We start from the raw sequence: 24567 nt of genomic DNA, 5'->3' as shown, positions 1-24567 counted from the left end.
AAAAAATAAACTGTATATTTCCACTTATGGAACTACTACTTTTAGCAATTGCCCCAGCATTTATTGTGATTCTTTATATTTATTTTAAAGATAAATTTGAAAAAGAACCCGTAAGTTTTTTGTTTAAAAATTTTATTTTAGGTGCTACTGCAAGTATTCTTTTAACAGTTGTTTTAGGAACAATTGCAGCAAAGTTAATTCCTCTTACAAATGAAACTAGTGTTGTGCAACAATTCTTAAAAGCATTTATAGTTGTTGCTTTAGTAGAAGAGTTTTCTAAATATGTAATTGTAAGGTTTTATGCTCAAAGAAATAAAGAATTTAATGAGCCTTTTGATGGAATAGTATATGCTGTTATGGTGTCAATGGGTTTTGCTGCACTAGAAAATGTGTTATATGTTTTTCAGTATGGAGTTTCAACAGGAATAACAAGAGCTTTTACAGCAGTACCTGCACATGCTACTTTTGCAATTTTAATGGGTTATTTTATGGGGAAAGCAAAGTTTTCTAAAAATAGAGTAGCCTTAAATATATCTGGTTTACTTTTAGCAACACTTTTTCATGGAGCTTATGATTTTTTTCTATTCATAAACTTTATTCCAGGAATTTCTATTGGTGCTTTTGTTTCTTTAATAATAGGAATAATACTTTCTAAAAAAGCAATAAAAAAACACCAAGAAAGGTCGTTGTTTAAAGGTTAATTATTTTTCTAATACCTCTTCAATAACAACTCCATTTGTTCCATTAGGTGCTTCTATATTTAAAAAGTTTGCCAAAGTAGGAGCAATATCTGTAATGTTATATCTTTTTGCAGAAGAACCTTTTTTAATACCATTACCATAAAAAATTACGGGTACATGGGTGTCATAAGAATATCCAGAACCATGACTTGTACCTTTTCTATTATAAATTAATGTAGCAGGATAAGGAATCATTAAAACATCTCCAGATAATTTTTGATTATAGCCATTCTGTAAAGAATTTAAAATTCCTGTTGTAAACTGTGTTGTTTGCAATGTTTTAGCAGTTACAGATTTATAAATACCATCAAAATTTATTACTTCATCAGATAATTTTTGAGCCACAGCATTTACATCTAGATCTAATGATTCAATTTTTTTCTTATTTAAAAATATCTGATAGTTAGAAACATTTTCAATTAATTCACTAGAGTTAAAATATTTTTTTGTGGTTTTTAAAAGAAATTCTCTAAACTTTTTAATATTTAAATAGTGTGCAGGTATTTTTAAAGATTGTAAATAAGCAGGTACATGAACAGCTGCATGATCTGCAGTTAAAAATAATGTATAATTGTCTTTACCAACTTGTTTGTCTAAAAATTGAAAAAAATCAGCTAAGTCTTTATCTAACCTTAAATAAGTATCTTCAGTTTCTATGGCAGATACACCATATTTATGACCAATATAATCAGTAGATGAGAAGCTAACAGTTAAAAAATCGGTAAAATTAGATTTACCAAGGTTTTCACCAATTATTGCAGCTTTTGCAAAATCTGCAGTAAACGTGTTTCCAGCAGGAACAGTTTTTATTAAATTATAGTTTTTATTTTTAACTCGTAAAGATTTTAAATCTTTAGGAAAAGTAGGTGTCTTTTGTCCTACTAACTTACCTTCAAAAATATTATCATCTTTTCTACTGTTAACATAAGTGTTAATATCATATAGAGTTTCCCAATTTGTATTTAAATACTCATTAGCTTTGTTATTTTTATTAAAATCTACAACCCATTTAGGAAGCTCATTCATGTAAAAAGAACTAGTAATCCAAGTATTGTAATTTTCACCATCATACCAATAAGCAGCATTTGCTGTATGACCAGCAGGTAATATAGCAGAACGATCTTTAATAGAAATTCCAATAGTTTTACCTTGCATGTTTTGTGCTAAATGTAATTGGTCTGTCACAGTAGAAGTGAAAAGTCTTTTAGGAGATTTTTTACCATTTATACCATTATTACCTATTGTATTATAAGTAGAATCATCTACACAATAAATAGATTTTTTTAAATATTTGTCATACCAGTTATTAGAAATTATACCATGTTCACTTGGTGTGGTACCAGTAAATATAGAAGTATGACCAACAGCAGTATAAGTGGGTATGTAATTATAATGTGCATTTTCTAGAGAAAAGCCATCTTTTAAAATTTTATTAAAACCATCTTTTCCATATCTTTCAGAGTATTTTGTTAAATAATCGTACCTCATTTGATCTATAACAATACCAATTACTAATTTTGGTTTTTTAGGTTGTTTTACTGTTGTTTTACAGCTGCCTAAGAAGATGATTAAAGAAAGAAAACTAAAAAGAAATTTCAATTTCATAACAAGTCAATTATATTATTAATCAAAAGTAATTATTTTTTATTTTGATAGCGACATTTTAACTACCAATTAATGTTATTTTAATACTTTAGCATAAATTTTAATTGAATGAATTACCTAAAGCATATTGGTAAATATTTTATAATGTTAGGGCGAGTTTTTAAAAAGCCTCAACGTTCAAAAGTTTTTTACGAAGCTTTGATGAAAGAAATTGAAGATTTAGGCCTAAAATCTTTAGGGATTATTATGTTTATTTCTTTCTTTATAGGAGGAGTAATAGCAATGCAAACTGCTTTAAATTTAGAAAATCCTTTTATTCCTAAATCGTTAGTTGGTTTTGCTGCTAAAAGATCAATTATATTAGAATTTGCACCAACATTTTGTTCTATTATTCTTGCAGGTAAAGTTGGATCATACATTACATCTAGTATTGGTACAATGCGTGTAACAGAGCAAATTGATGCTCTAGAAGTTATGGGTATTAACTCATTAAATCATTTAGTTTTACCAAAAATTATTGCAACAGTTTTCTTTTATCCATTTTTAATTTCTTTAGGAATGTTTTTAGGAATTCTTGGAGGATGGGTTTCTGGAGTTTTATCAGGTCTTTTTTCTGGAGTAGATTATATTGAAGGAATTCAAAGTGATTTTAAACCTTTTTTACTAGTTTATGCAATTGTAAAAACATTAATATTTGCTTTTTTAATTGCAACAGTACCATCTTATCATGGTTATTACGTTAAAGGAGGTTCTATAGCTGTTGGTAGAGCAAGTACACAATCTGTTGTTTGGACTACGATTTTAATTGTAATTGCTAACTATTTTTTAACTCAAATGCTTTTAACCTAAATTATGATTGAAGTAAAAAATTTACATAAAGGCTTTGGAGGTGTTCAAGTTTTAAAAGGTATAGATGCTACTTTTGAAGCAGGTAAAACTAGTTTAATTATTGGTCAAAGTGGTTCTGGTAAAACAGTTTTTATAAAATCTTTAATTGGGTTACATACACCAGAAGAAGGCACTATATCTTTTGATGGTAGAATAAATACAAAGTTTACAAATAAAGAAAGGCAAGAATGGAGACAAGAAATTGGTATGGTCTTTCAAGGAAGTGCTTTATTTGATTCTCAAACAGTTGAAAACAATGTAATGTTTCCCTTAAAAATGTTTACATCGCAAACTCATGAGCAAATGTTAGAGCGTGTAAATTTTGTGTTAACGAGAGTAAACTTAGAAAATTCAAACAAAAAATTGCCTGCAGAATTATCGGGAGGAATGCAAAAAAGAGTTGCAATAGCAAGAGCAATTGTAATGAACCCAAAATATTTATTTTGTGATGAGCCAAACTCTGGTTTAGACCCAAGAACAGCAATTGTTATTGATAATTTAATTCAAGAAATTACAGATGAATATAATATTACAACTGTAATTAATACTCATGATATGAACTCTGTTATGGAAATTGGAGAAAAAATAGTTTTTTTACAAAATGGAAGAAAAGCATGGGAAGGTACAAGTAATGATATTTTTAAAACTGATAATGAGGCTGTTGTAGATTTTGTATATTCTTCTAATTTATTTAAGAAAGTTAGAGAAGCATATTTGAATGAAAAAAAATAAAAAAAAGTTGTTTTATTTAAAATAACGTGTATATTTGCACCCGCTAAGGCAAAAAAGAATGACCTGGTAGCTCAGTTGGTAGAGCATCTCCCTTTTAAGGAGAGGGTCCTGGGTTCGAGCCCCAGCCCGGTCACATCGAAAGAAACTCTGTAATTTATTTTACAGAGTTTTTTATTTTTATAAGCTTTTTTAAATACTCATTTGAGTTTCTTCGTATAAATCTGAACACTTTTTTTGTATCTTTCCAACGATAAAATTTATTTGATGGAAGAAACAAATTCTAATAAAGAGTCTGTAGAGCAATCTAAAGATGAAATGAGAGCAGGAGCCAAAGGTTTGCTTTCTAGCATAAAGAAATATTTAAAAGAACTTTTAGATTTTAGAGACGATACAGATCACGAAGAAACAATAAATGCAATTAAAGCAGATATTCCTTTTAAAGGAGCAACAGCATGGATTCTAATTTTTGCGGTTTTTGTTGCATCTATTGGTTTAAATGCAAATTCTACCGCAGTTGTAATTGGAGCCATGTTAATATCACCTTTAATGGGACCAATTTTAGGAATTGGAAGTGCTTTTGCAATTAATGATATAGAGGTTTTTAAAAAATCTACAGTGAGTTTAGCAACAATGATTGTGTTGAGTTTGCTTGCTTCATTTGTATATTTCTATTTTTTTCCTGGTGGAGGAGAAGAGACCTCAGAACTATTAGGAAGAACAAAACCTGATATTAGAGATGTTCTTATTGCTTTCTTTGGTGGGTTGGCTTTAATGGTTGCAAGAACTAAAAAGGGTACAATTGCCTCAGTAATTTTTGGGGTAGCAATTGCAACAGCTTTAATGCCTCCTCTATGTACTGCTGGTTTTGGACTTGCAAAAGGAGTGTCTGGAGATTTTACTGGTTTTGAGTATGCTTTAGGAGCTATGTTTTTGTTTACAATTAATACTATTTTTATTGCATTAGCTACATTTTTGGTATTAAAGCTTCTAAGTTTTCCAATGCATAAATATGCAAATGCTAAAAAAAGAAAAAGATATGCTACAATTGCAACTATTGTAGGTATTGCTGTTATGATTCCTGCTGTGTATACTTTTATTAATACTTTAAATGAAAGTAGAATGAATGCACAGTTAAAAGAATATGTAAAAAATGAAATTGAATCAAATCCAAAGTATCAATTAATAGATAAAAATTTAAATTTAGAAACTAAAGTTTTAAGTTTAAATTTTTTTAATGAAGTAAGTGAGGCTGAACAAAATATGTTGCAAAATGATTTGATTAATGACCCAAGATATTCAAATTTAAAAGATGTAAAAATCAATATAAAAGGTAGTGATACTAAAAGTTTTGAGTTAATAACTACAGCTTATAAAGAGAAAAGACAAGAACTACAAGAAAGTAAAAATATAATTGCTGGTTTGCAAAAGCAAATAGAAGATTTACAAGGAACAATTACTGGGTTAAATACAAGAATAGAGCAAGATGCAGTTAATAAAAACCAAAAAGTAATTGCTTTTAGTAGAATTTCTAAAGACGCTAAAATTAGATATAATGATATTCAACAAATAGGATTTGCAAATGTATTAACATCTAAGGATTTTATTAATATTGATACAATTCCTGTAGTAACAATAAAATGGAATTCTCAATTACCAGATAGTATAATTTCGCCAAAAGAAAGGGAGTTAAGATCTTGGTTGCAAAAAGAAATGAATTTAGATACACTCTTTATTAAAAGAGATAATTAAAACAAAAAAGACTTTCTATTTGAAAGTCTTTTTTGTTATTTCTACATTCTGATTGAATAAATAAACTTTGTTGTTTTTCATATTTAAACATTCATATCTTGTTCTTCGTTTGTTACCTCTTTTATAAATGATATTTTTAAATTCAAAAAAACTACCATAAGGAATATCAAAGATAAAATGTTTTCCTGTTTCTGCTGTATTTCCTCTTAATGCTAAAGAAAGGTTTACATCTGCATCTGTGCTTGCTTTGGGGTTTTTAAAATAATTTGCCAAAAGTGGAAGCATTTCCATAGGATAAATATCTGGACGTAAAAAAGGCAACATTAAATGCTGAAAAACAGTTTTCCATTCCTTTCCATGAGGTTGAACTCTTCCAAATTTTTGATGTGTAACATGATGAGCAATTTCATGTACAAGAGTTAATAAAAATTGATATTTGTTAAGGTTGTTATTAACCGTTATTTGAAACCGTCCATTTGGTAATTTTCTAAAGTCACCATGTTTAGTTTGTCTTTGGTTTACAATTTTTAAATCAAAAGAGTGTTCATCAATTAAAAATTGGACAAAAGGAATTGACTTTTCTGGTATGTATTTATGGAAGATGTTACTCATTTCTTCTTTTTTTTATACACCAAAAAAGATAGGTGGTCAAGGTGAAAAACACTCCTAAGCTACCTATGATAGCTAGTTGTGTAGTCAATGAAAAATTAATATAATTATAATTTTTATAAAGATGATTAAATAAAAAAGGATAGATAACTATATAAAATAAAATTGTAACTATTATAATTGCAAAATCATTTATTCTATTTCGTTTATAAAAACTTTTAGTGTGCATAATAAATTGAAAAATAGATGTAAAAATAAAAGTCAGAGCTATAACCATATTTTTTTTACGGAGTTGTAGATGAAACTTGTAATACTTTTCCGTTATAAAATTTATTTCCTGTTAATGAAAAATCAAAAATATAGCTAGCCATTCCAGAAGCAGAAATTGGAGCTTCATAACCAGGGAAAGCTTCTTCTAACATTTCTGTTTGTACAGCTCCTAAAGCTAAAACATTAAAGGCAATTTGTTTTTCTTTAAATTCTTCAGCTAGTAATTCTGATAAAGTAATAACTGCGCCTTTAGCAGATGAATATGCAGCTAACCCAGGAAATTTTAAGCTTCCTTGAATGCCTCCCATAGAGCTTATAGTAACAACATGACTTCCTTTTTGCATAAATGGAATCATTGTTTTTGTAAGTTCTGCAACTGCAAAAACATTTACTTGGTATACTTCTAAAAAATCATTAGAAGACAAATCTGTAAATGGTTTGTTAATTAATTTACCTGCGTTGTTAATTAAAATATCTACCTGTTTCCAGTTGTTTTTTATAAAGTTAGATACTTTATTTAGGTCTGAGTTTACAGATAAATCAACAGAAATTACTGTAATGTTTTTATGATTAAATTCTAATAAAGGTTTTGTGTTTCTAGACAATGCTAAAACTCGATGTCCGTTTTCTGCAAATTGTTTTGCCAATTCAAAACCAATTCCTCTACTAGTTCCTGTAATAACAACGTTTTTCATTTGTAAAAATTTAAAGAAGCAAGCTACTTAAATTTTTCATACATTTAAAGACAAAATTTTATCAAATGAAAAAATTATTATTTCTTTTTATTACTGTTCTTTTCGTACAAATTACAAAAGCACAATCTACTTATATTTTGTGTGGGAAATTACTAGACACAAAATCAGGAAAAATTTACAATAAAAAAACAATTGTAGTAAAAGAAAATAAAATTTACAAAGTAATAGATGGCTATGTATCACCAAAAAGTAAGACTGCTGTAACTATAGATTTAAAGGATAAAGTGGTGATGCCAGGATTAATTGATATGCATGTTCATATTGAAAAAGAGTTTGATAAAAATACTAGATTAAATAATTATATTTTAAATGAAGCAGATGTTGCATATAATTCTGTTGGTTTTGCAAAATCTACTTTGTTAAGTGGTTTTACTACGGTTAGAGATTTAGGAGGAACAGGTGTAAATATTTCAATTAAAAAAGCAATTAATGCAGGTAAAATTCCTGGACCAAGAGTATTTACTGCAGGAAAGTCATTAGCAACAACAGGAGGTCATGCAGACCCAACAAACGGAAGTAGTAGAAAATTAATTGGAAACCCAGGACCAAAAGAAGGAGTTGTGAATTCTGTTGAAGATGCTAAAAAAGCAGTTCGTCAGCGTTATAAAAATGGTGCAGATTGTATTAAAATTACTGCAACAGGAGGTGTTTTAAGTGTTGCTAAATCAGGTGATAACCCTCAGTTTACAATTGAAGAAATAAAAGCAATTTGTGATACTGCAAAAGATTATGGAATGCATGTAGCTGCTCATGCTCATGGAGATGAAGGAATGCAGAGAGCAATTATTGGAGGGGTAAAAACCATAGAACATGGAACATATATGAGTGATGAAACTATGGAACTTATGAAGAAACATAATGCTTATTTAGTGCCAACAATTACGGCTGGAAAAGAAGTTGCAGAAAAAGCTACTGTAAAAGGTTTTTATCCAGCAATTGTTGTTCCTAAAGCGTTGGCTGTTGGTCCGCAAATACAAGGAACTTTTGCAAAAGCTTATAAAAAAGGCGTTGGAATTGCTTTTGGAACAGATGCAGGTGTTTTTAAACATGGTAATAATGGTAAAGAATTTGCTTTTATGGTAGAAGCAGGAATGCCAGCTATTGAAACTATACAATCTGCTACAATAACAAATGCAATGTTGTTAAAGATGGAAAATGAATTAGGGCAAATACAAAAAGGTTTTTTTGCCGATATTATTGCAGTAAATGATGATCCTACCCAAAATATTTCTACAATGGAAAACGTAGTATTTGTAATGAAAAATGGAGTTGTTTATAAGAGGTAATTAATTGTTTAAATAGATGGTTTTTAAAAGAGATAATTTAAAAAACAAAAAAAGTTTTTACTTCAATTTAATTGTTGTTGAAATATTAATTTATTTAGCTTTGATTTATTCTGATGTAAATTGGTTACTTTTAATATTCATCTTTCCTTTTTTAATTATTGAAATTATATCAAATAAAAGATGCCTAAATAGAGAGAGGAACTTCATAAAAGAGTTAGGGTTTCTAGGAGATAAACTTGAATGTGTTCATGTAAATACTAATAAGACATTTATTCAATATGAAGATTTAATTTTTTCTTTTCGAGAAGTAAAGTTCGAGAAAAATAAGTCAGAAATTGAAATTAAGAAAAAAGGTAGGTTTAGAAATAAACTTATTGGTAGAATTCATATCAAGAACTGGAATAGTATTTTTGAAATAAAAAAAGAGTTTCTTAAAAAAGAGATAACAAGAGCTAAATTTAAACCTGAAGGATTTTGGAGTAAATATGGTGGTTTTACAGCTGATGTTGTAATTGCTGTATCTGCTGTTACTTTAGATGGTGTTAGTGATGTTTTAGGAAATGGATCTTCTTCTCTAGAAATACAAACAGATTTTAGTAGTTTGCATAAAAATCATAAAAAAGAAAATTAAACTTTAATCTTCTTTCTCAAAAGTAATATGTTGGTAAGCTCCAATATCTGGATTTGTACTTCTGTCAACTCCTAAAATATCTAAATTAAAAAGTGAGGTTTTAGCTTTATTTATAGCATCAGATTCTTCACCAATAATGAAATCATTGTTTTGAGTATCTCTAAAATGTGGCTTTCCGTTTAAAATTATATTTTGATAAAAAGATGAGGTAAAATCTAATTCTGTATTGTCTTTATAAGAATCATTACTATCAGTAAAACTAATCATAGAATTGCTAATGTTATAATTAAACAATCCACCTCCATCAACTTTATCTAAAACAAATTCTATATTGTTGTTACCATCAAAAATACAATTGGTAAAATTTGCAGCGTGTAAATTTCTGGTTTCAATAATATCTTGTCCAGTTTCATCTGTATAAGCAAAAAAGTTGTTTACTAAAACTGCTGGTAATTGACGAATACTACTATTCCAATAATTAGCAAAAGTACTGTGTGTAAAGTTATAAGTACCTCCAATTGTTGCAGCTAAAGAAGTTTGACCAGCATCACCAATAACAAGGTTATAACCTTCTATATTGGTTTCTCTTCCTAAAATTCCATAGCTAGAATGATTATAAATTTCTGTGTTTTGTAACTTTAAAGTAGGAGTAGTGGGAGAACCAATACTATCCACTAAAACTCCTATAATTCCATTTTTAATAATTGTATGATTCAATTCATTGTCCTTGCTTCCTGCACGCATCCAAATTGTTCCCCATTGACCAGCAGTATCACTAAAAGAATGTTCTAATCTGTCTCCTTCAAAAATAATTTTTTCAGTTAATGTTCCATTGGCTTTTAAAGTAGCTTTTTTATCAACAATTAAACCAGAATTATCGTGAAAATGAATTCTTGCACCAGCCTCTATAGTTAGAGTTTTATTTGCAGGTACAGCAGCAAAACCATAAATAACTGTAGGTTTTGTGTTGGTAAAAGTAAGTTCTGAATCTGTTAAAAAACGACCTTTTAAAGTTGTAGGTTGTCCATCTAAAGTAAGACTGTCAATTTTCATGGTAACAGCATCTTTACCAGGATAAATAAAGTTAGCATCTTGTACTAAAGTAACCAAATCTACATCTTGTTGGTTGTTTCCATTGTCAAACAAGATTCTATCTGTATAAAGTGGGTTTACTATACCAGCAGCATCAATTGTAGTTTCAACAAAAACAAAAATACTATCTTTTGCTAAAATATCTATGTTAGAAAAACTCTTACCTGGTATACCATCTACATTTAATCTGTAGTTAGAATTTGTTCCGTTTTCTAATTTTATTTCAGGAATTGTAACAGCATTACTACCTCTATTATATACTTTTAAATTATAGGTTGCAGAACCAATATTTGTAAAAACAGTATCTAGAAAAACGGTGTCTTTAGAAAATTGTAGGTTGCCAGAACTTGGTGAGGTTGTAAAATCTTTTCTATTGCATGAACTCACAGAAATCAATACAACACAAATAAGAAAAGTAAACAAATGTCTCATAAAATCAATTTTGTATAAAAATAGAACTTTTAATTAAATCAATTATTGTTTTTTAATCAATTCAATTTCAAATAATTTACTCCAGTTTTTACCGGTAACAAATAATCTGTTGTTTTCAGTGTCAAAAGCAATTCCGTTTAAAACTTCATCTTGTGGAACTAGTTTTTGAGTTTTTTCCATTTCTTTTTTCAAAGACTTTAGGTTAGCAATGCCATCTACAATACCAGTAGCAGGATCTATAATTACAATAGCATTTTGCTGATATTTATTTGCGTAAATTTTTCCATTAATTAACTCTAACTCATTTAAATCTTTAATAGCGTATTTGTTTGTGTACACTTGTATAGATTTTTCTTCTTTTAAAGTTTCCGGATTTAAAAACCAAATTTTATGAGTACCATCAGATTTTATTAAGTCTTTACCATTATTTGTAAAACCCCAACCTTCTTTACTCTTGTTGTAAGCAAATTCTTTTTCTTGCTCAAAAGTATCTAAGTTATAAACAAATCCTTTTTTTGCTTGCCATGTTAACCAATAAATTTTATTTTTAAAAATGGTCATTCCTTCTCCAAAATACTTTTTATCTAAATCTATTTTTTGTAAAACTTTTCCTGTTTTAATATCTACTTTTCTAAGAGTAGATTGTCCTCTTCTACCAGTAGTTTCGTATAAAAAACCATTATAATACTCTAAACCTTGGGTATATGCTTTTTTATCATGAGGATATTCGTTTACAATTTTAAAATCATAAACAACAGGAGCTTTATCTGCTAAAACTTCAATAAAACTATTTTCTTTTTTAGTTTTTTCTGGATAAAAAACCAAAGCAGAAATTTGATGTTTACCAACACCTAATTCTTTAGTAGCAATAGATGTAGAATTTCCTGTAGAAGTAATTTCTTTTCCGTTTACAAAAAACTGAACTTTTGTAACAGGCTTGTCTTCTTTTTCTTTTAAAGTTACTTTAATGTTTTCGTTTAAAGTAGCCTGTTTTTTGTGTTCTAAAGTAAATTTATAAACATCAGAACAAGATGTGATTAAAAATAAAAAGCTAAAAAATGATATAAAAAAAGTACTCTTTTTCATTATGTAAATAGATTTCAAGGTATTAAAACGTAAATATTCAAAAAAAGACCCTTACAAAACAACTTTTAAGTACTAAAAGAAGCTTAATTTTGCAGAAAGTCTTAAAGATGTCAAATAAAATCAAAATAAATATTTGTAAATAGAAAAAATAGATTAAATTTGCATCCTCAAAATAGTAAAAAACAACTATTTAGAGAATTGGGTAAGCCTTACCAACTTAACTCATACAAACATAACATTAAAGTATTAAAATATTATAAAATGAAAAAAGGAATTCATCCAGAAAATTATAGAATGGTAGCATTTAAAGATATGTCTAACGAAGATGTGTTTTTAACTCGTTCTACTGTAGACACTAAAGAAACTTTAGAAGTTGATGGTGTAGAGTATCCTTTAGTAAAATTAGAGATTTCTAGAACATCTCACCCATTTTACACTGGTAAATCTAAACTTATTGATGCTGCAGGACGTATTGACAAGTTCAAAAACAAATACGCAAAATTCAAGAAATAAGTTTCTTAGAATTTTCACAATATTTAAAACTCTAACATTTATTTGTTGGAGTTTTTTTGTTGTTCCTGTTTTTGGGCGTTCCCTTTCAGGTCAGGCTTTTCACTATATCTTTTTATTTGTTCTCGATACAAATTTGTTCATGCTTCACAAATTCACTCGAACTGACATAAAAAGGATGTCGTTTCAATCGCTAACGCAACTTATTTGCCAACACTATTTATAAATTAAAACGAAAAGCCTATTTTTAAAACCTATATAAAAATGATTTTTTAAAAATGAGAAATACCATTCTTTTTGTTTTATTCTTAATAACTGTATTGTGTGGAGTGTTGGTTTATTTTATACCACAAACAGGTACTTATATTTTATTGTCTATTTCTGGTTTACTAACCATTATAGCTGTATTTGATAGTTTGCAAACCAAACATTCTCTTTTAAGATCTTTTCCATTAGTTGCTCGTTTACGTTGGTTGTTTGAAGAAGAAAGAGAAAAAATTCAACAATATTTTATAGAAGACAATTTAAACGGAACACCTATAAATAGAGAAAAAAGAAGTATTGTTTATCAAAGAGCAAAATTGCAAAAAGAAACCATTCCTTTTGGTACACAACATAATGTCTATGCAAAAGGATATGAGTTTGTAAAACACTCTTTATTTCCAAAAGATCATCATGATGTAATTGGAGAAACTATTGTTTTTGGTTCTGATAAATGTTCTCAAAAATATGAGAGTTCTATCATAAATATTTCTGCAATGTCTTTTGGTTCTTTAAGTAGCAATGCAATTATGGCATTAAACCAAGGAGCAAAAATGGGTAATTTTGCACATAACACAGGAGAAGGAGGAATTTCTCCTTACCATTTACAAGGAGGAGATTTAATTTTTCAAGTTGGAACAGGATATTTTGGCGCAGGAAAATCTATAAAAGGAAAACGTGTTTTTGATGAAGAAATATTTAAAGAAAATGCCATTCGTCCAGAGGTAAAAATGATTGAAATAAAACTATCTCAAGGGGCAAAACCAGGACATGGAGGTATTTTACCAGCTAAAAAAAATACACAAGAAATTGCAGATATAAGAAAAGTAGAAGTAGGTACACAAGTAGATTCGCCACCAAGTCATTCTGCATTTTCTAATTTCGATGAAATGATTGCATTCATCCAAAAAGTAAGAGATTTAGCAAACGGAAAACCAGTAGGAATTAAATTTTGTGTTGGTAATAATGAAGAAATAAAACAAATGATTACTGCTTTTGCAAATGCAAAAAACTATCCAGATTTTATTGCTGTAGATGGAGGAGAAGGAGGTACAGGAGCTGCGCCTTTAGAATTTACCAATTATATTGGTACACCTTTAATTGAAGGGTTGGTTTTTATAAATAAATTGTTGCAAGAACATCAATTAAAAGAGCAAATTAAAATTATTGCAGCAGGTAAAGCTGTAGATGCTTTTGATATTGTAAAATATAAAGCTTTAGGCGCAGATGCTATTGGTATGGCTAGAAGTTTTATGTTAAGTTTAGGTTGTATACAAGCCAGAGAATGTAATTTAGATACTTGTCCTGTTGGAGTTGCCACACAAGATGATGATTTGGTAAAAGCTTTGGTAGTAGAAAAGAAAAACATACGTGTTAAAAACTATCATAACAAAACTATAAAAGCAGTTAAAGAAGTGGTTGCAGCTATGGGTAAAAAATCTATTTCAGATGTACATCCTTCAGATGTGTTTAGACGTAAAAAAGAAGATGAAGTAGTGAGTTTAGAAGAGGTTTATTATCCAATTTAGCTAACGTGTTAATGTTAAAGAAAGTTGCGGTTTTATGAATGGCAGATTTTCAGCAGGTAAATCAAAGTTTATAAAAATGCAACAAACTTTTGATTAAGCTAAAATTAATCAATTTTTTATACACGGTGTTGGCAATAGCTAAAATATTGTGTATTCATTAAAATACTTAATAATCATATATATATCAAAATAATTTAATTCTTTATTTCTTATTTTTTTATGAAGCAATTTATTTTCATGTAAAGCTTCTTTTATAATTTTATAAAATCGATATTTAGTTAATAAGGTTAATTTGTTATCTCTTTCAATATAATAATGTGTTTCTTCTCCTAAAGTGTAACCAGTATTTCTTGTCGTTTTATATTCATAAAGATTTACCTTGCCTTTTAATATTAATTTCAAAAAAGAGTATTTACTGTCAGTTAAATATGCTCTTCTTTTTTTTCTATAAAAATATTCAAACCCATCTTTTCTGAATTTAATTGTATTTCTGCCATTAATTTTAAAATCTTTATTCTTAAACTTAAATTTATGTATAATATTTCTTGTTTTAATCTCTCCAAATATAGTATCCTTAGCTGTTGTGATTAAGTAATCTTTCCTCATGTTCTTTTTCAATTTATGGAAATAAAACAAATATTTATGGAAATTTAATAAATTAACTTTTTTATTTATTTCTAACTTATCGTTTCCATCTATTCTAATCAAGCTATCATTTTTAGCAGAAGTAAATTCTTTGTTTGTTAAATTTTTATATTCATAATTTAAACCATTTTTTTTTATAGAAACGACTTTCTTTGATATAGGTATTTTTTTTCCAGTCAAATCAATAAAATATTCTGTTTGATATCTGCCAAATATTGTATCATTATTATTCAATACAATATAATCATAGAAATTATTGCTTTGAGAAAAAGATTTAAATAAAATAAAAATTATTAAAAATGTGATAATTTTCTTCATAGTTATTGCTAACGTGTTTGTGTTATAGAAAGTTGAGATTTTTGTGCTCGAGGATTTTCCGAAGGAAAATCAGAAATAGCAAAAATTGCAACTAACTTTGTTTAAGCTAAAAATAAGTAATTTTTTATACACGGTGTTAGCGCCAGTTTTTATTCCATTTTATAAATTCTAAAAACTTTATAGGTAATTCAATTCCGATACATTTTGTTTTCCAAATTATTGCTTTTTCATAATCATCTTCTTTGTCAATCGAATCCCAATCAGAATATTCCATTTCATATAATGAAGTTCTATTATCGAATTGGATTTTCAAAGTTTGCTGGTAGTTCAGTTTTTTATTTTTAGGCTTACTAATTAACAAATTCCACATAGATGAACCTGCAAAAAGTTTTTCAGAGTTGTTCGTTGTTAAAATCCAAGTGATAAAATCTATTACACCTTTGTCAACAGTTCCATTTGAAGCAAACTTTTCAAAATGTTTCATTTGATTTTTCCAAGAGTTCTTTAACATCTCCCCATTATAGATCAGTTGTTCAAAATCAGCTGTCATTTCATTTTTTCGTACCATTTCTCAAATTGGTGCTAACGTGGTCTCTGATATGATGTTCGTTTTAATGTCTTATATCAGAAGTTAGCTAATTTAGCTTTTTTAAATCAAAAAATCAACAGTGAAACCACCTGTTTTAATACAAAAATCTGCTTCAAATAAATGAAGTGGTTTTTAATATGTTTTAAAATAACGTTATAAATAATAGGCTAATCCTATTAACATATTAGAAGCATTAAGGTTAAAACCATAAGACTCACTTTTTGTGTCTGCAGTTGTAGCATATTTAGATTTAGTAGAAATATAACCCATAGATCCCATATTTGCTGTCAATGCAATTTTTTTAGTTAAGAAGTAAACAAAACCTGGTCTAAATACAATTCCTACTTGTTTAACATCCATTTCATTTGAGCTACTTTGGGTTTCTAGATAAGTTTTGCTAAAACCAACTTCTCCAATTAAATGAAAAGCAAATTTATCATTTATTGGGAAATATTTTTTTAAATAAGGAGCAATAGTAGTTGTTATAACTTCATCTGGAGTACTACTATAATAATTATATAGCTCTGAATTAGCATATCCAATACCAATACCAAATTCAAAATTTGTGTCAGAAATTAGATACCCTACTTTTGCTAAAAGGTTTATTTGATTCGTTTCATTGTTTGTATTATTTCCTTGTGTATATTCTAAGTTAGAGGTTTTAAATCCAATTTCTCCACTAAATACCCAAGTTTCATGTTGTTGTGTGTAAGAAATAGTAGTTGTTAATAATACAGCTAATAAAAGTAATTTTTTCATCTTTCTAGTTTTTTGTTTGCAAATTAACATCAAAAATTTAAATACTAAAAGACTAAAATTGATTTAATTTATAATCAAAAACTTACTTTTAATCATTATAAAACCTTACTTGTTTTATGTATAAATCTCTTTCTTCTTTGTCTAATTTAAATTCTATATCTAACCCAAAGTTTAAATATGATTTAAAAGAGTATCTACTAAAACGACTTTTTATAATGTTTAATTGATTGGCAAGTTTTTGAATTTCTTGCCTACTTATAGTTAGTTTATTCTTGTTTAAGCTAGATGTTGTAATTACATCAATTGTAATTTTATCTTTATAAATATTATTTCTTGTATTAGGATAACAAATAAATTGATCTGTTGTAGTATCTAAAGTTGGGTCAACTACATTTTCATTTCCAATTTGTGCATTAATAACAAAGCCTTCATAGTTTGGTCTATATAAGTTTTTTGTTATAGCAACTCCATTTATTTTTTCATTAGGAAAAGAACGATGGACTAATATTCCCATAAAAACATTTTTATGGTTAATGTTGTAATATTCTCTTTCAAAAAATGCTTTTTCAGACCATAAGCTAGCCCAAACTTTCTTTATAGCTTTTTCATAGCTTTTAATTGTGTCATTTATAATTCCTGTTTTAGATTTATAAAGTCCTGCACCAGAAAAACCTTTAGCATCTTCGGCATTTGTAGAAGATCTAAATCTAAAACGTTTGTAATTTTTATTGGCAGTTTTTTTAGTTATATCATTAATTAATTTTTGGTCTACAGGAAATGCTTTTATTTTATTTCGTATGAATTTAAGGTGCTTCTTTATGGAATCATTATTTGTAAACTTTATTAAGTTTTTAATGTGACTATTTACATTAGAGTTTTCAATATGTTGATTGTAGAAATAAAAAGGAATTGCAAAAGCATGTTCTGGAACTTTAAAGGAATTTTTTAAACTTAATTTATGTAAAACTGAAAAATTAGATGCTTTATTACCAACAAATTTATAAGACCTTTTGTTTAGGTATTTTATATCAATTAAAGAGTCTATTTTTAGGTTAAATTTTAATTTAACCTTTTTTTGCTTTTTTATTCTTTTAATATTCTTTTTTGTTTTTTTAATAAGATATGAGTTGTTAGAAACTTTAAAAATTACTTTTTTATTTTTTAAAGCTCTTAGGGTAGAATCTTTAAAAGCATTTTTTATTACAGCTATAGGTATTTTTCTATTTCTACCTAAAATTGTTAAATGGCTAAGAGGTGTTTGAAATTGAGTTATGATTACTCCAGCAACTTTAGGTAAGAATAGTGGTGTTTTATTCAGAACAATAATATCGGAACTTTTAATCTTGTAAAGTTCTTTTTTAAGGTCTTTAATAAAAAGTAATTTACCAACATTGTCATAATTGCTTATTGATTGGTATTTAAGGTTTTTATAAACTTCAGAAGGTGATAAAGTTTTAATTTCATAAAAATTGTTCCCTTCAGTTAATCTAGGGTTATTTAGAAGAAAATATAAGTTTTTTTTAATAAATGAGGTTTTAGAAATTAAATTGTATAAAAAAATTACATCTTTAGATTTCATTAAATCTGTTGGAGATATTTCTAGAACATATTTATTTGTTGATTCAAAATAGTTTATGTTTCCAAGTAAAAACCTTCTATTTTGATTATTCGAGTAGTTTTTTTGATTAAATTCATAAATAGAACTATTGTCTGCTAATTCATTAAAACAAAAATTGTAGTGATATTTATATAGTTTAGAATTTATATAATAAATTTTTTCAGATCTAATATCATAAACAACTTTTAAAGCTTTTACCATTCCGTATTTTCCTGATAATGGATTTCCAGATAATTTTTCAAAGTGTTCTTTTGAATTAAGGGTATTAATTTTTTTTTGAGAATAAACCTTTATGGTTATTAGCCCTAAGAAAACAAATAAGAATAGAAATAATATGTTTTTAAGTTTCATTTATTCTATATTTTAAGAATATTTTATCCTTTAATATGGTTAGCTAAGTTAGTTTTTAAAGTTAAATAACTAAGATAAAAAGTTCATATATAAAAAAAACCGTTTCAAAAAATGAAACGGTTTTAAATATTAAAAAAGAATACTGTGTATTCTACATATAATCTTCTATAGGATTACAAGAACAATTTAAGTTTCTGTCTCCAAAAGCATCATCAACTCTACGTACAGAAGGCCAAAATTTATTGTCTGCAATATAATCTAAAGGAAAAGCTGCTTGTTTTCTAGTGTATGGTAATGTCCACTCATCAGCAGTTAACATTTCTTGAGTATGAGGTGCATTTTTTAAAGGGTTGTTAGCATCCTCTTTAGTTGCTTCAGAAATTTCTTTTCTAATAGCAATCATTGCATCACAAAAACGGTCTAATTCTGCTATAGATTCAGATTCTGTTGGTTCTATCATCATAGTTCCTCCTACAGGAAAAGAAACTGTTGGGGCATGAAAGCCATAATCCATTAATCGTTTTGCAATATCAACTACTTCAATTCCTTTTTGTTTAAAATCTCTACAATCAATAATCATTTCGTGAGCAGCTCTATTTAACTCTCCTGTATATAATGTATTGTAATGCCCGTTTAAACGTTCTTTAATATAATTTGCGTTTAAGATGGCATTTTTTGTAGAGTCTGTAAGTCCTTTTGCACCTAACATGGTAATATATCCGTAAGAAATTAAACAAGCCAAAGCAGAACCCCAAGGAGCAGCAGAAATAGCAGTAATTGCATTTTCTCCACCAGTAGCAACAATAGGATTACTTGGTAAAAACGGAACTAATTGTGAAGCAACACAAATTGGACCAACACCTGGACCACCACCACCATGTGGAATTGCAAACGTTTTGTGTAAGTTTAAGTGACAAACATCTGCTCCAATAGTTGCAGGATTTGTTAAACCTACTTGTGCATTCATATTGGCACCATCCATATAAACCTGACCACCATTGTCATGAATAATTTGAGTGATTTCCATAATTGCTTTTTCATAAACTCCATGAGTAGAAGGATATGTAACCATTAAAGCAGCTAAATTATCTTTGTGTAAAATTGCTTTTTCACGTAAATCTTCAACATCAATATTTCCGTTTTCGGCAGTTTTAGTAACAATTACTTTCATACCAGCCATAACTGCTGATGCAGGATTTGTTCCGTGAGCAGAAGCAGGAATCAAACAAATATTTCTGTGAGACTCATTGTTAGATTCATGGTAAGCTCTAATGGTCATTAAACCTGCAAACTCACCTTGTGCACCAGAATTTGGTTGTAAAGATGTACCAGCAAAACCAGTAATTACATTTAATTGATGTTCTAATTTTTTAAGAACTTCTTGATATCCTTCAGCTTGATTTAATGGTACAAATGGATGTATGTTTCCCCATTGTGGATTGCTTAAAGGTAACATTTCTGAAGCAGCATTTAGTTTCATTGTACAAGATCCTAAAGATATCATAGAATGATTTAATGCTAAATCTTTGCGCTCTAATTTTTTAATATAACGCATCATATCAGTTTCAGAACGATATGTGTTAAAAACCTCGTTTTCTAAAAACGGTGTATTTCTTAATAAATTATCTGGAATTGCTTTAATAGGTAATGGTAACTCACCTCTCTTTAAATTAAAAGCTTCTTCAAAACAACTTACAATTGCTTTTAATTCTTTTAAACCAACTGTTTCATTAATAGAAATAGAAACATGGTTATCATCTATATAATTAAAGTTGATGTTATTTTTTTCTGCAACAGTCTTTAATTTTGTTGCTTCAACTTCTACTAAAATCGTATCAAAATAAGAATCGTTAAGTTGTTTAAAACCTAAATCTTCTAATATAATTGCAGTTGTTTTTGTATTTCTATGAACTCTGTCTGCTATATTAGTTAAACCGTCTTTACCATGGTAAACAGCATACATTCCTGCCATTACTGCAAGTAAAACTTGAGCAGTACAAATGTTAGAAGTTGCTTTTTCTCGCTTAATATGTTGCTCACGAGTTTGCAAAGCCATACGTAAAGCACGTTCTCCGTTTTTGTCTTTAGTAACCCCAATAATTCTTCCAGGAATACTTCTTTTGTATTTTTCTTTAGTTGCAAAATAACCTGCATGTGGACCTCCATATCCTAAAGGAATTCCAAAACGTTGTGTTGTACCAACAACTACATCAACACCAAATTCTGCAGGAGCTTTTAATTTTACTAACGATAAAATATCTGCAGCAACTGCTACTTTAATGTTATTTTCGTTTGCTTTGGCAACAAAATTTGTATAGTCATAAACTTGACCATGTTTACCAGGATATTGTAATATAGCACCAAAGAATTCATTAGAAAAATCGAATTCTTCATGGTTTCCAATTACTAATTCAATTCCTATAGGTATAGCACGTGTTTGTAAAACCGATAAATTTTGAGGCAATATTTCTTCAGAAATAAAGAATTTATTTACACCAGCTTTCTTTTGTTTTCTGTCTCTTACATCAAACAATAAAGCCATAGCTTCTGCAGCAGCTGTACTTTCATCTAACAAAGAAGCATTAGCCAATTCCATCCCTGTTAAATCGCAAACCATAGTTTGAAAATTTAACAATGCTTCTAAACGTCCTTGTGCAATTTCTGCTTGATAAGGTGTGTAAGCAGTATACCAACCTGGATTTTCTAAAATGTTACGTTGTATAACACTTGGTACAATAGCTTCATGATACCCTAAACCAATGTAACTTTTAAAAACTTTATTTTTTTCAGAAACTTCTTTTATGTGAGCTAAATACTCGTATTCGCTTTTTTCAGGAGCTAAATCTAGCTCTTTTTCTAATCGAATATCATCGGGTATAGTTTCATAAATCAATTGATCTAAACTTTCAACTTTTATCGTTGATAACATTTTTTTTTGCTCCTCTTCATTAGGACCTATATGTCTATTTTGAAACAAATTTGTATTCATTTACTAAAGTTTTATTTGTGCTTATTTCAATCGATTTAGTTGTCTGTTACGAATAACTTAAAATCTTTTAAAATTTGTGCTGCAAAAATAGGAATTTTATAGGTTTCTTTTTTGTAGGATATTAATAAAAAATGGATAATTATTAACCATTTTTAAAGGTTATGAACAGAAAAGCTATTTTTGTAAAATGAGATTCTTAAAATTAGCATTCAATTTTTATATAAATGCAAGTATTCATGTGGCTTTTTCTGTATTTGCTTTTTTAAGAATTACAGAAATTTATTTTAATCTGCCGTTTAATAATAACCTTAATTTTTTTGTTTTTTTTGGCACCATAACTGGGTATAACTTTGTAAAGTATGCAGGTGTTGCAAAATTGCATCACAGAAGTTTAACTAAAAACTTAAAAGTTATTCAAATATTTTCTCTTTTGGCTTTTATAGCTTTAGGTTATTATGCTTTTCAGATTTCTTTAAACACAATTTTTTATACAATTCCTTTTACTTTAATAACAGTGTTATATGCAGTGCCTTTTTTAAGTGGTTTTGATAAGAATTTAAGAGAAGTTAGTTATTTAAAAATTATTGTTGTTGCTTTTGTTTGGGCAGGTTTTACGGTTTTAATTCCTTTGGTAGATGTAGGAAAAAGTATAACTACAAATGTTGTTTTGTTAATGTTACAAAGATTTTTAATTGTAATTGTATTAATACTTCCTTTTGATATTAGAGATGTAATGTATGATGCAATTTCATTACAAACAATTCCTAAGAAAATAGGAGAGGAACAAACCAAGAAATTAGGCTTAATGCTGCTAGTTTTTTCTTTAATATTAGAATACTTTATAGCATCATTAAATATTATAAAAAGCCCTTTTATGATATTCTTTTTTTTAACTATAATTCTCTTAATGAGGGCTAAAACAGACCAATCTAAATACTATAGCTCATTTTGGGTAGAGTCTTTACCTATTGTTTGGTGGTTATTTCTTTTAGGATTTCATAATTTTTAAGGATTAAACTAGTCTTATTTGTAATTAATTTTCAATATTTTTTAAAAATAAAATAGATATCATAAAACTGTAAGTTAGCTTCATAATTCCCTACTATATTTGTAGATTTACTGACTTAAATTCAATAGAGATTTTTAAGTAATGATTACCACAAAAAGAAATTATATTTTCGATTTTGATAGCACTTTAACAAAAGTTGAAGCGCTAGATGTTTTAGCAGAAATTACACTAGAAAATAACCCAAGAAAAGATGCTATTATTCAAGAAATAATAGACATTACTAACTTAGGGATTGATGGAGAAATCTCCTTTACAGAATCTTTAGAAAGAAGAATTAAATTACTAGAAGCTAATAAAGTAGATTTAACAGGTTTAATTACAGCATTAAAAAAGCAAGTATCAAAATCTATTGAAAGCAATAAAGAGTTTTTTGAAGAATTTGCTGACGATATTTATGTAATTTCGTGTGGATTTAAAGAGTTTATAGACCCTATTGTATTAGAATACAATATACCATCTGAAAGAGTGTATGCAAACACATTTGAGTTCGATGAAAATGGAAAAATAGTTGGTTTCGATGCTAACAATCCACTTTCTCAACACAATGGAAAAATTAAGTGTTTAAAAGACATGAATTTAGTTGGAGAAATACAAGTTATTGGTGATGGGTACAGTGATTATGTAACTCGTGAAGCTGGTATAGCAGATAAGTTTTTTGCATATACAGAAAATGTTTCTAGAGTAAAAACTACAGAAAACGCAGACCACATTGCCCCAAATTTAGATGAATTTTTATACGTTAACAAGTTGCCAAGAAATATATCATTCCCAAAGAACAGAATTAAAATATTATTATTAGAAAACGTACATCCAGATGCTTTTGCAAGATTATCTGAAGATGGTTTTTCTGTAGAAACTGTATCTAAAAGTTTGTCTGAAGACGAATTGATAGAAAAAATAAAAGACGTACACGTTTTAGGTATTCGTTCTAAAACACAAGTAACTAAAAAAGTTGTTGAAGCTGCCAATAAATTAATGGTAGTAAGTGCTTTTTGTATTGGTACAAAACAAATAGATTTAGAAGCCTGTAAAGAAAAAGGAGTTGTTGTTTTTAATGCTCCATATAGTAATACACGTTCTGTTGTAGAGTTAGCAATTGGAGAAATTATTATGTTAATGCGTTCTGTTTTTCAAAGAAGTACAGAAATTCATAATGGTCAGTGGAACAAAACAGCAGAAGGTTCTAAAGAAGTTCGTAGTAAAAAATTAGGAATTGTTGGTTATGGTAACATTGGTAAACAATTGTCTGTTTTAGCAGAAGCTTTAGGAATGGATGTATATTACTATGATGTTGAAGATAAATTAGCATTAGGTAATGCAACAAGAATGAATTCTTTAGAAGAATTATTAAAAATTTCTGATGCAGTTAGTTTACACGTAGATGATAATGCAGCTAATAAAAACTTCTTTGGAGAAAGAGAAATTTCTCAAATGAAAGATGGAGCAGTATTAGTTAATTTAGCTCGTGGTTTTGTAGTAGATATTCCTGCTTTAGTTGCGGCTTTAAAAAGCGGAAAAATTGCTGGAGCTGCTATAGATGTTTATCCATCAGAGCCAAGAAAAAATGGAGATTTTGTTACAGAATTACAAGGTTTACCAAATGTAATTTTAACTCCACATGTAGGTGGTAGTACAGAAGAAGCACAAAGAGATATTGCAGATTTTGTACCAGGTAAAATTATGGCTTATATAAATTCTGGAAATACAGTAGATGCTGTAAACTTCCCAAATATTCGTTTGCCAAGACAAACCAAAGCACATCGTTTTTTACATATTCATAAAAACGTTCCAGGTGTTATGGCTAAAATAAACGAAATCTTAGCTAAATACAATTTAAATATAACAGGTCAGTATTTATCTACAGACCCAAGTGTAGGTTATGTAATTACAGATTTAGATAAAGATTATAAAACAGAAGTTTTAGATGAATTAAGAGCTGTAGAAGGAACTATAAGATTTAGAGTACTGTATTAATAAGTTTCTTTTAAAAATATAAAAACACCTTCAGATTTTAATTTGAAGGTGTTTTTATATTTTTTTGAAGCTATTTTCTG

20 protein-coding genes and 1 tRNA gene are annotated in these 24567 nt (G+C 28.1%); 11 read left to right on the top strand and 10 right to left on the bottom strand.

The window, feature by feature from the left end:
- The first annotated feature begins 26 nt into the window (after positions 1–26).
- Positions 27–701 carry a PrsW family intramembrane metalloprotease gene (locus MPF13_RS13315; protein WP_249983252.1) on the top strand — a complete coding sequence of 225 codons (675 nt, stop codon included), beginning with the start codon at positions 27–29 and terminating at the stop codon, positions 699–701.
- Here MPF13_RS13315 and pafA read toward each other — a convergent pair whose 3' ends face one another.
- On the bottom strand, positions 702–2345 hold the full coding sequence (pafA, locus tag MPF13_RS13310; protein WP_249983251.1) for an alkaline phosphatase PafA: 1644 nt from the start codon (positions 2343–2345) through the stop codon (positions 702–704).
- A gap of 108 nt (positions 2346–2453) precedes the next feature.
- On the opposite strand from pafA, the gene MPF13_RS13305 reads away from it, so the two are divergent.
- From MPF13_RS13305 to MPF13_RS13290, 4 genes are all read left to right on the top strand, one after another.
- Positions 2454–3194, top strand: a complete 741-nt coding sequence (locus tag MPF13_RS13305; protein ID WP_249983250.1) for an MlaE family ABC transporter permease — start codon at positions 2454–2456, stop codon at positions 3192–3194.
- A gap of 3 nt (positions 3195–3197) precedes the next feature.
- Entirely contained in the window at positions 3198–3965 is a 768-nt protein-coding gene (locus MPF13_RS13300; RefSeq protein WP_249983249.1) for an ABC transporter ATP-binding protein, read from the top strand.
- A 60-nt stretch (positions 3966–4025) separates the two neighbouring features.
- A tRNA-Lys gene (locus MPF13_RS13295) sits at positions 4026–4098 on the top strand.
- A 131-nt stretch (positions 4099–4229) separates the two neighbouring features.
- Positions 4230–5714, top strand: coding sequence for a DUF389 domain-containing protein (locus tag MPF13_RS13290; protein WP_249983248.1), 1485 nt, complete (start codon positions 4230–4232; stop codon positions 5712–5714).
- A gap of 15 nt (positions 5715–5729) precedes the next feature.
- Here the strand turns inward: MPF13_RS13290 and MPF13_RS13285 are convergent, their stop codons facing one another.
- Both MPF13_RS13285 and MPF13_RS13280 read right to left on the bottom strand, forming a co-directional pair.
- On the bottom strand, positions 5730–6326 hold the full coding sequence (locus MPF13_RS13285) for a SprT-like domain-containing protein (protein ID WP_249983247.1): 597 nt from the start codon (positions 6324–6326) through the stop codon (positions 5730–5732).
- 281 nt (positions 6327–6607) lie between these two features.
- Positions 6608–7288 (bottom strand): SDR family NAD(P)-dependent oxidoreductase, encoded by a 681-nt coding sequence (locus tag MPF13_RS13280; protein WP_249983246.1) that lies wholly within the window; start codon positions 7286–7288, stop codon positions 6608–6610.
- A gap of 65 nt (positions 7289–7353) precedes the next feature.
- Here MPF13_RS13280 and MPF13_RS13275 point away from each other — a divergent pair, with 65 nt between their 5' ends.
- Both MPF13_RS13275 and MPF13_RS13270 read left to right on the top strand, forming a co-directional pair.
- Complete coding sequence (locus tag MPF13_RS13275) at positions 7354–8634, top strand: metal-dependent hydrolase family protein (protein ID WP_249983245.1); 1281 nt, start codon at positions 7354–7356, stop codon at positions 8632–8634.
- A 16-nt stretch (positions 8635–8650) separates the two neighbouring features.
- Positions 8651–9265 (top strand): hypothetical protein, encoded by a 615-nt coding sequence (locus MPF13_RS13270; protein WP_249983244.1) that lies wholly within the window; start codon positions 8651–8653, stop codon positions 9263–9265.
- Positions 9266–9268: 3 nt separating this feature from the next.
- Here the strand turns inward: MPF13_RS13270 and MPF13_RS13265 are convergent, their stop codons facing one another.
- Both MPF13_RS13265 and MPF13_RS13260 read right to left on the bottom strand, forming a co-directional pair.
- Positions 9269–10789, bottom strand: a complete 1521-nt coding sequence (locus tag MPF13_RS13265) for a hypothetical protein (protein WP_249983243.1) — start codon at positions 10787–10789, stop codon at positions 9269–9271.
- Between the two features lie 42 nt (positions 10790–10831).
- Positions 10832–11875 carry a glutaminyl-peptide cyclotransferase gene (locus MPF13_RS13260; RefSeq protein WP_249983242.1) on the bottom strand — a complete coding sequence of 348 codons (1044 nt, stop codon included), beginning with the start codon at positions 11873–11875 and terminating at the stop codon, positions 10832–10834.
- A gap of 261 nt (positions 11876–12136) precedes the next feature.
- Here MPF13_RS13260 and MPF13_RS13255 point away from each other — a divergent pair, with 261 nt between their 5' ends.
- The gene (locus tag MPF13_RS13255) at positions 12137–12388 is read left to right on the top strand and encodes a type B 50S ribosomal protein L31 (RefSeq protein WP_068363688.1); all 252 of its coding nucleotides are present in this window, start codon (positions 12137–12139) and stop codon (positions 12386–12388) included.
- Positions 12389–12663: 275 nt separating this feature from the next.
- Entirely contained in the window at positions 12664–14175 is a 1512-nt protein-coding gene (locus MPF13_RS13250) for an FMN-binding glutamate synthase family protein (RefSeq protein WP_249983241.1), read from the top strand.
- Between the two features lie 138 nt (positions 14176–14313).
- On the opposite strand, the gene MPF13_RS13245 is transcribed toward MPF13_RS13250, so the two are convergent.
- From MPF13_RS13245 to gcvP, 5 genes are all read right to left on the bottom strand, one after another.
- On the bottom strand, positions 14314–15054 hold the full coding sequence (locus MPF13_RS13245) for a hypothetical protein (RefSeq protein ID WP_249983240.1): 741 nt from the start codon (positions 15052–15054) through the stop codon (positions 14314–14316).
- A 220-nt stretch (positions 15055–15274) separates the two neighbouring features.
- On the bottom strand, positions 15275–15706 hold the full coding sequence (locus tag MPF13_RS13240) for a hypothetical protein (protein ID WP_249983239.1): 432 nt from the start codon (positions 15704–15706) through the stop codon (positions 15275–15277).
- Positions 15707–15880: 174 nt separating this feature from the next.
- Positions 15881–16486, bottom strand: a complete 606-nt coding sequence (locus MPF13_RS13235) for an outer membrane beta-barrel protein (protein ID WP_249983238.1) — start codon at positions 16484–16486, stop codon at positions 15881–15883.
- An 88-nt stretch (positions 16487–16574) separates the two neighbouring features.
- Positions 16575–18455 carry a PEP/pyruvate-binding domain-containing protein gene (locus MPF13_RS13230; protein WP_249983237.1) on the bottom strand — a complete coding sequence of 627 codons (1881 nt, stop codon included), beginning with the start codon at positions 18453–18455 and terminating at the stop codon, positions 16575–16577.
- Positions 18456–18606: 151 nt separating this feature from the next.
- On the bottom strand, positions 18607–21444 hold the full coding sequence (gene gcvP, locus MPF13_RS13225; protein WP_249983236.1) for an aminomethyl-transferring glycine dehydrogenase: 2838 nt from the start codon (positions 21442–21444) through the stop codon (positions 18607–18609).
- Between the two features lie 187 nt (positions 21445–21631).
- On the opposite strand from gcvP, the gene MPF13_RS13220 reads away from it, so the two are divergent.
- On the top strand, positions 21632–22453 hold the full coding sequence (locus tag MPF13_RS13220; RefSeq protein ID WP_249983235.1) for a UbiA prenyltransferase family protein: 822 nt from the start codon (positions 21632–21634) through the stop codon (positions 22451–22453).
- Positions 22454–22594: 141 nt separating this feature from the next.
- Positions 22595–24487, top strand: coding sequence for a phosphoglycerate dehydrogenase (gene serA / locus MPF13_RS13215; RefSeq protein WP_249983234.1), 1893 nt, complete (start codon positions 22595–22597; stop codon positions 24485–24487).
- Positions 24488–24567: the final 80 nt, after the last annotated feature.

The sequence above is a fragment of the Polaribacter sp. Z022 genome, assembly GCF_023555495.1.
Classification (GTDB): Bacteria; Bacteroidota; Bacteroidia; order Flavobacteriales; family Flavobacteriaceae; genus Polaribacter.
The sequence above is the reverse complement of the archived record's forward strand: the minus strand, read 5'-3'. Positions and strand labels throughout refer to the sequence as shown.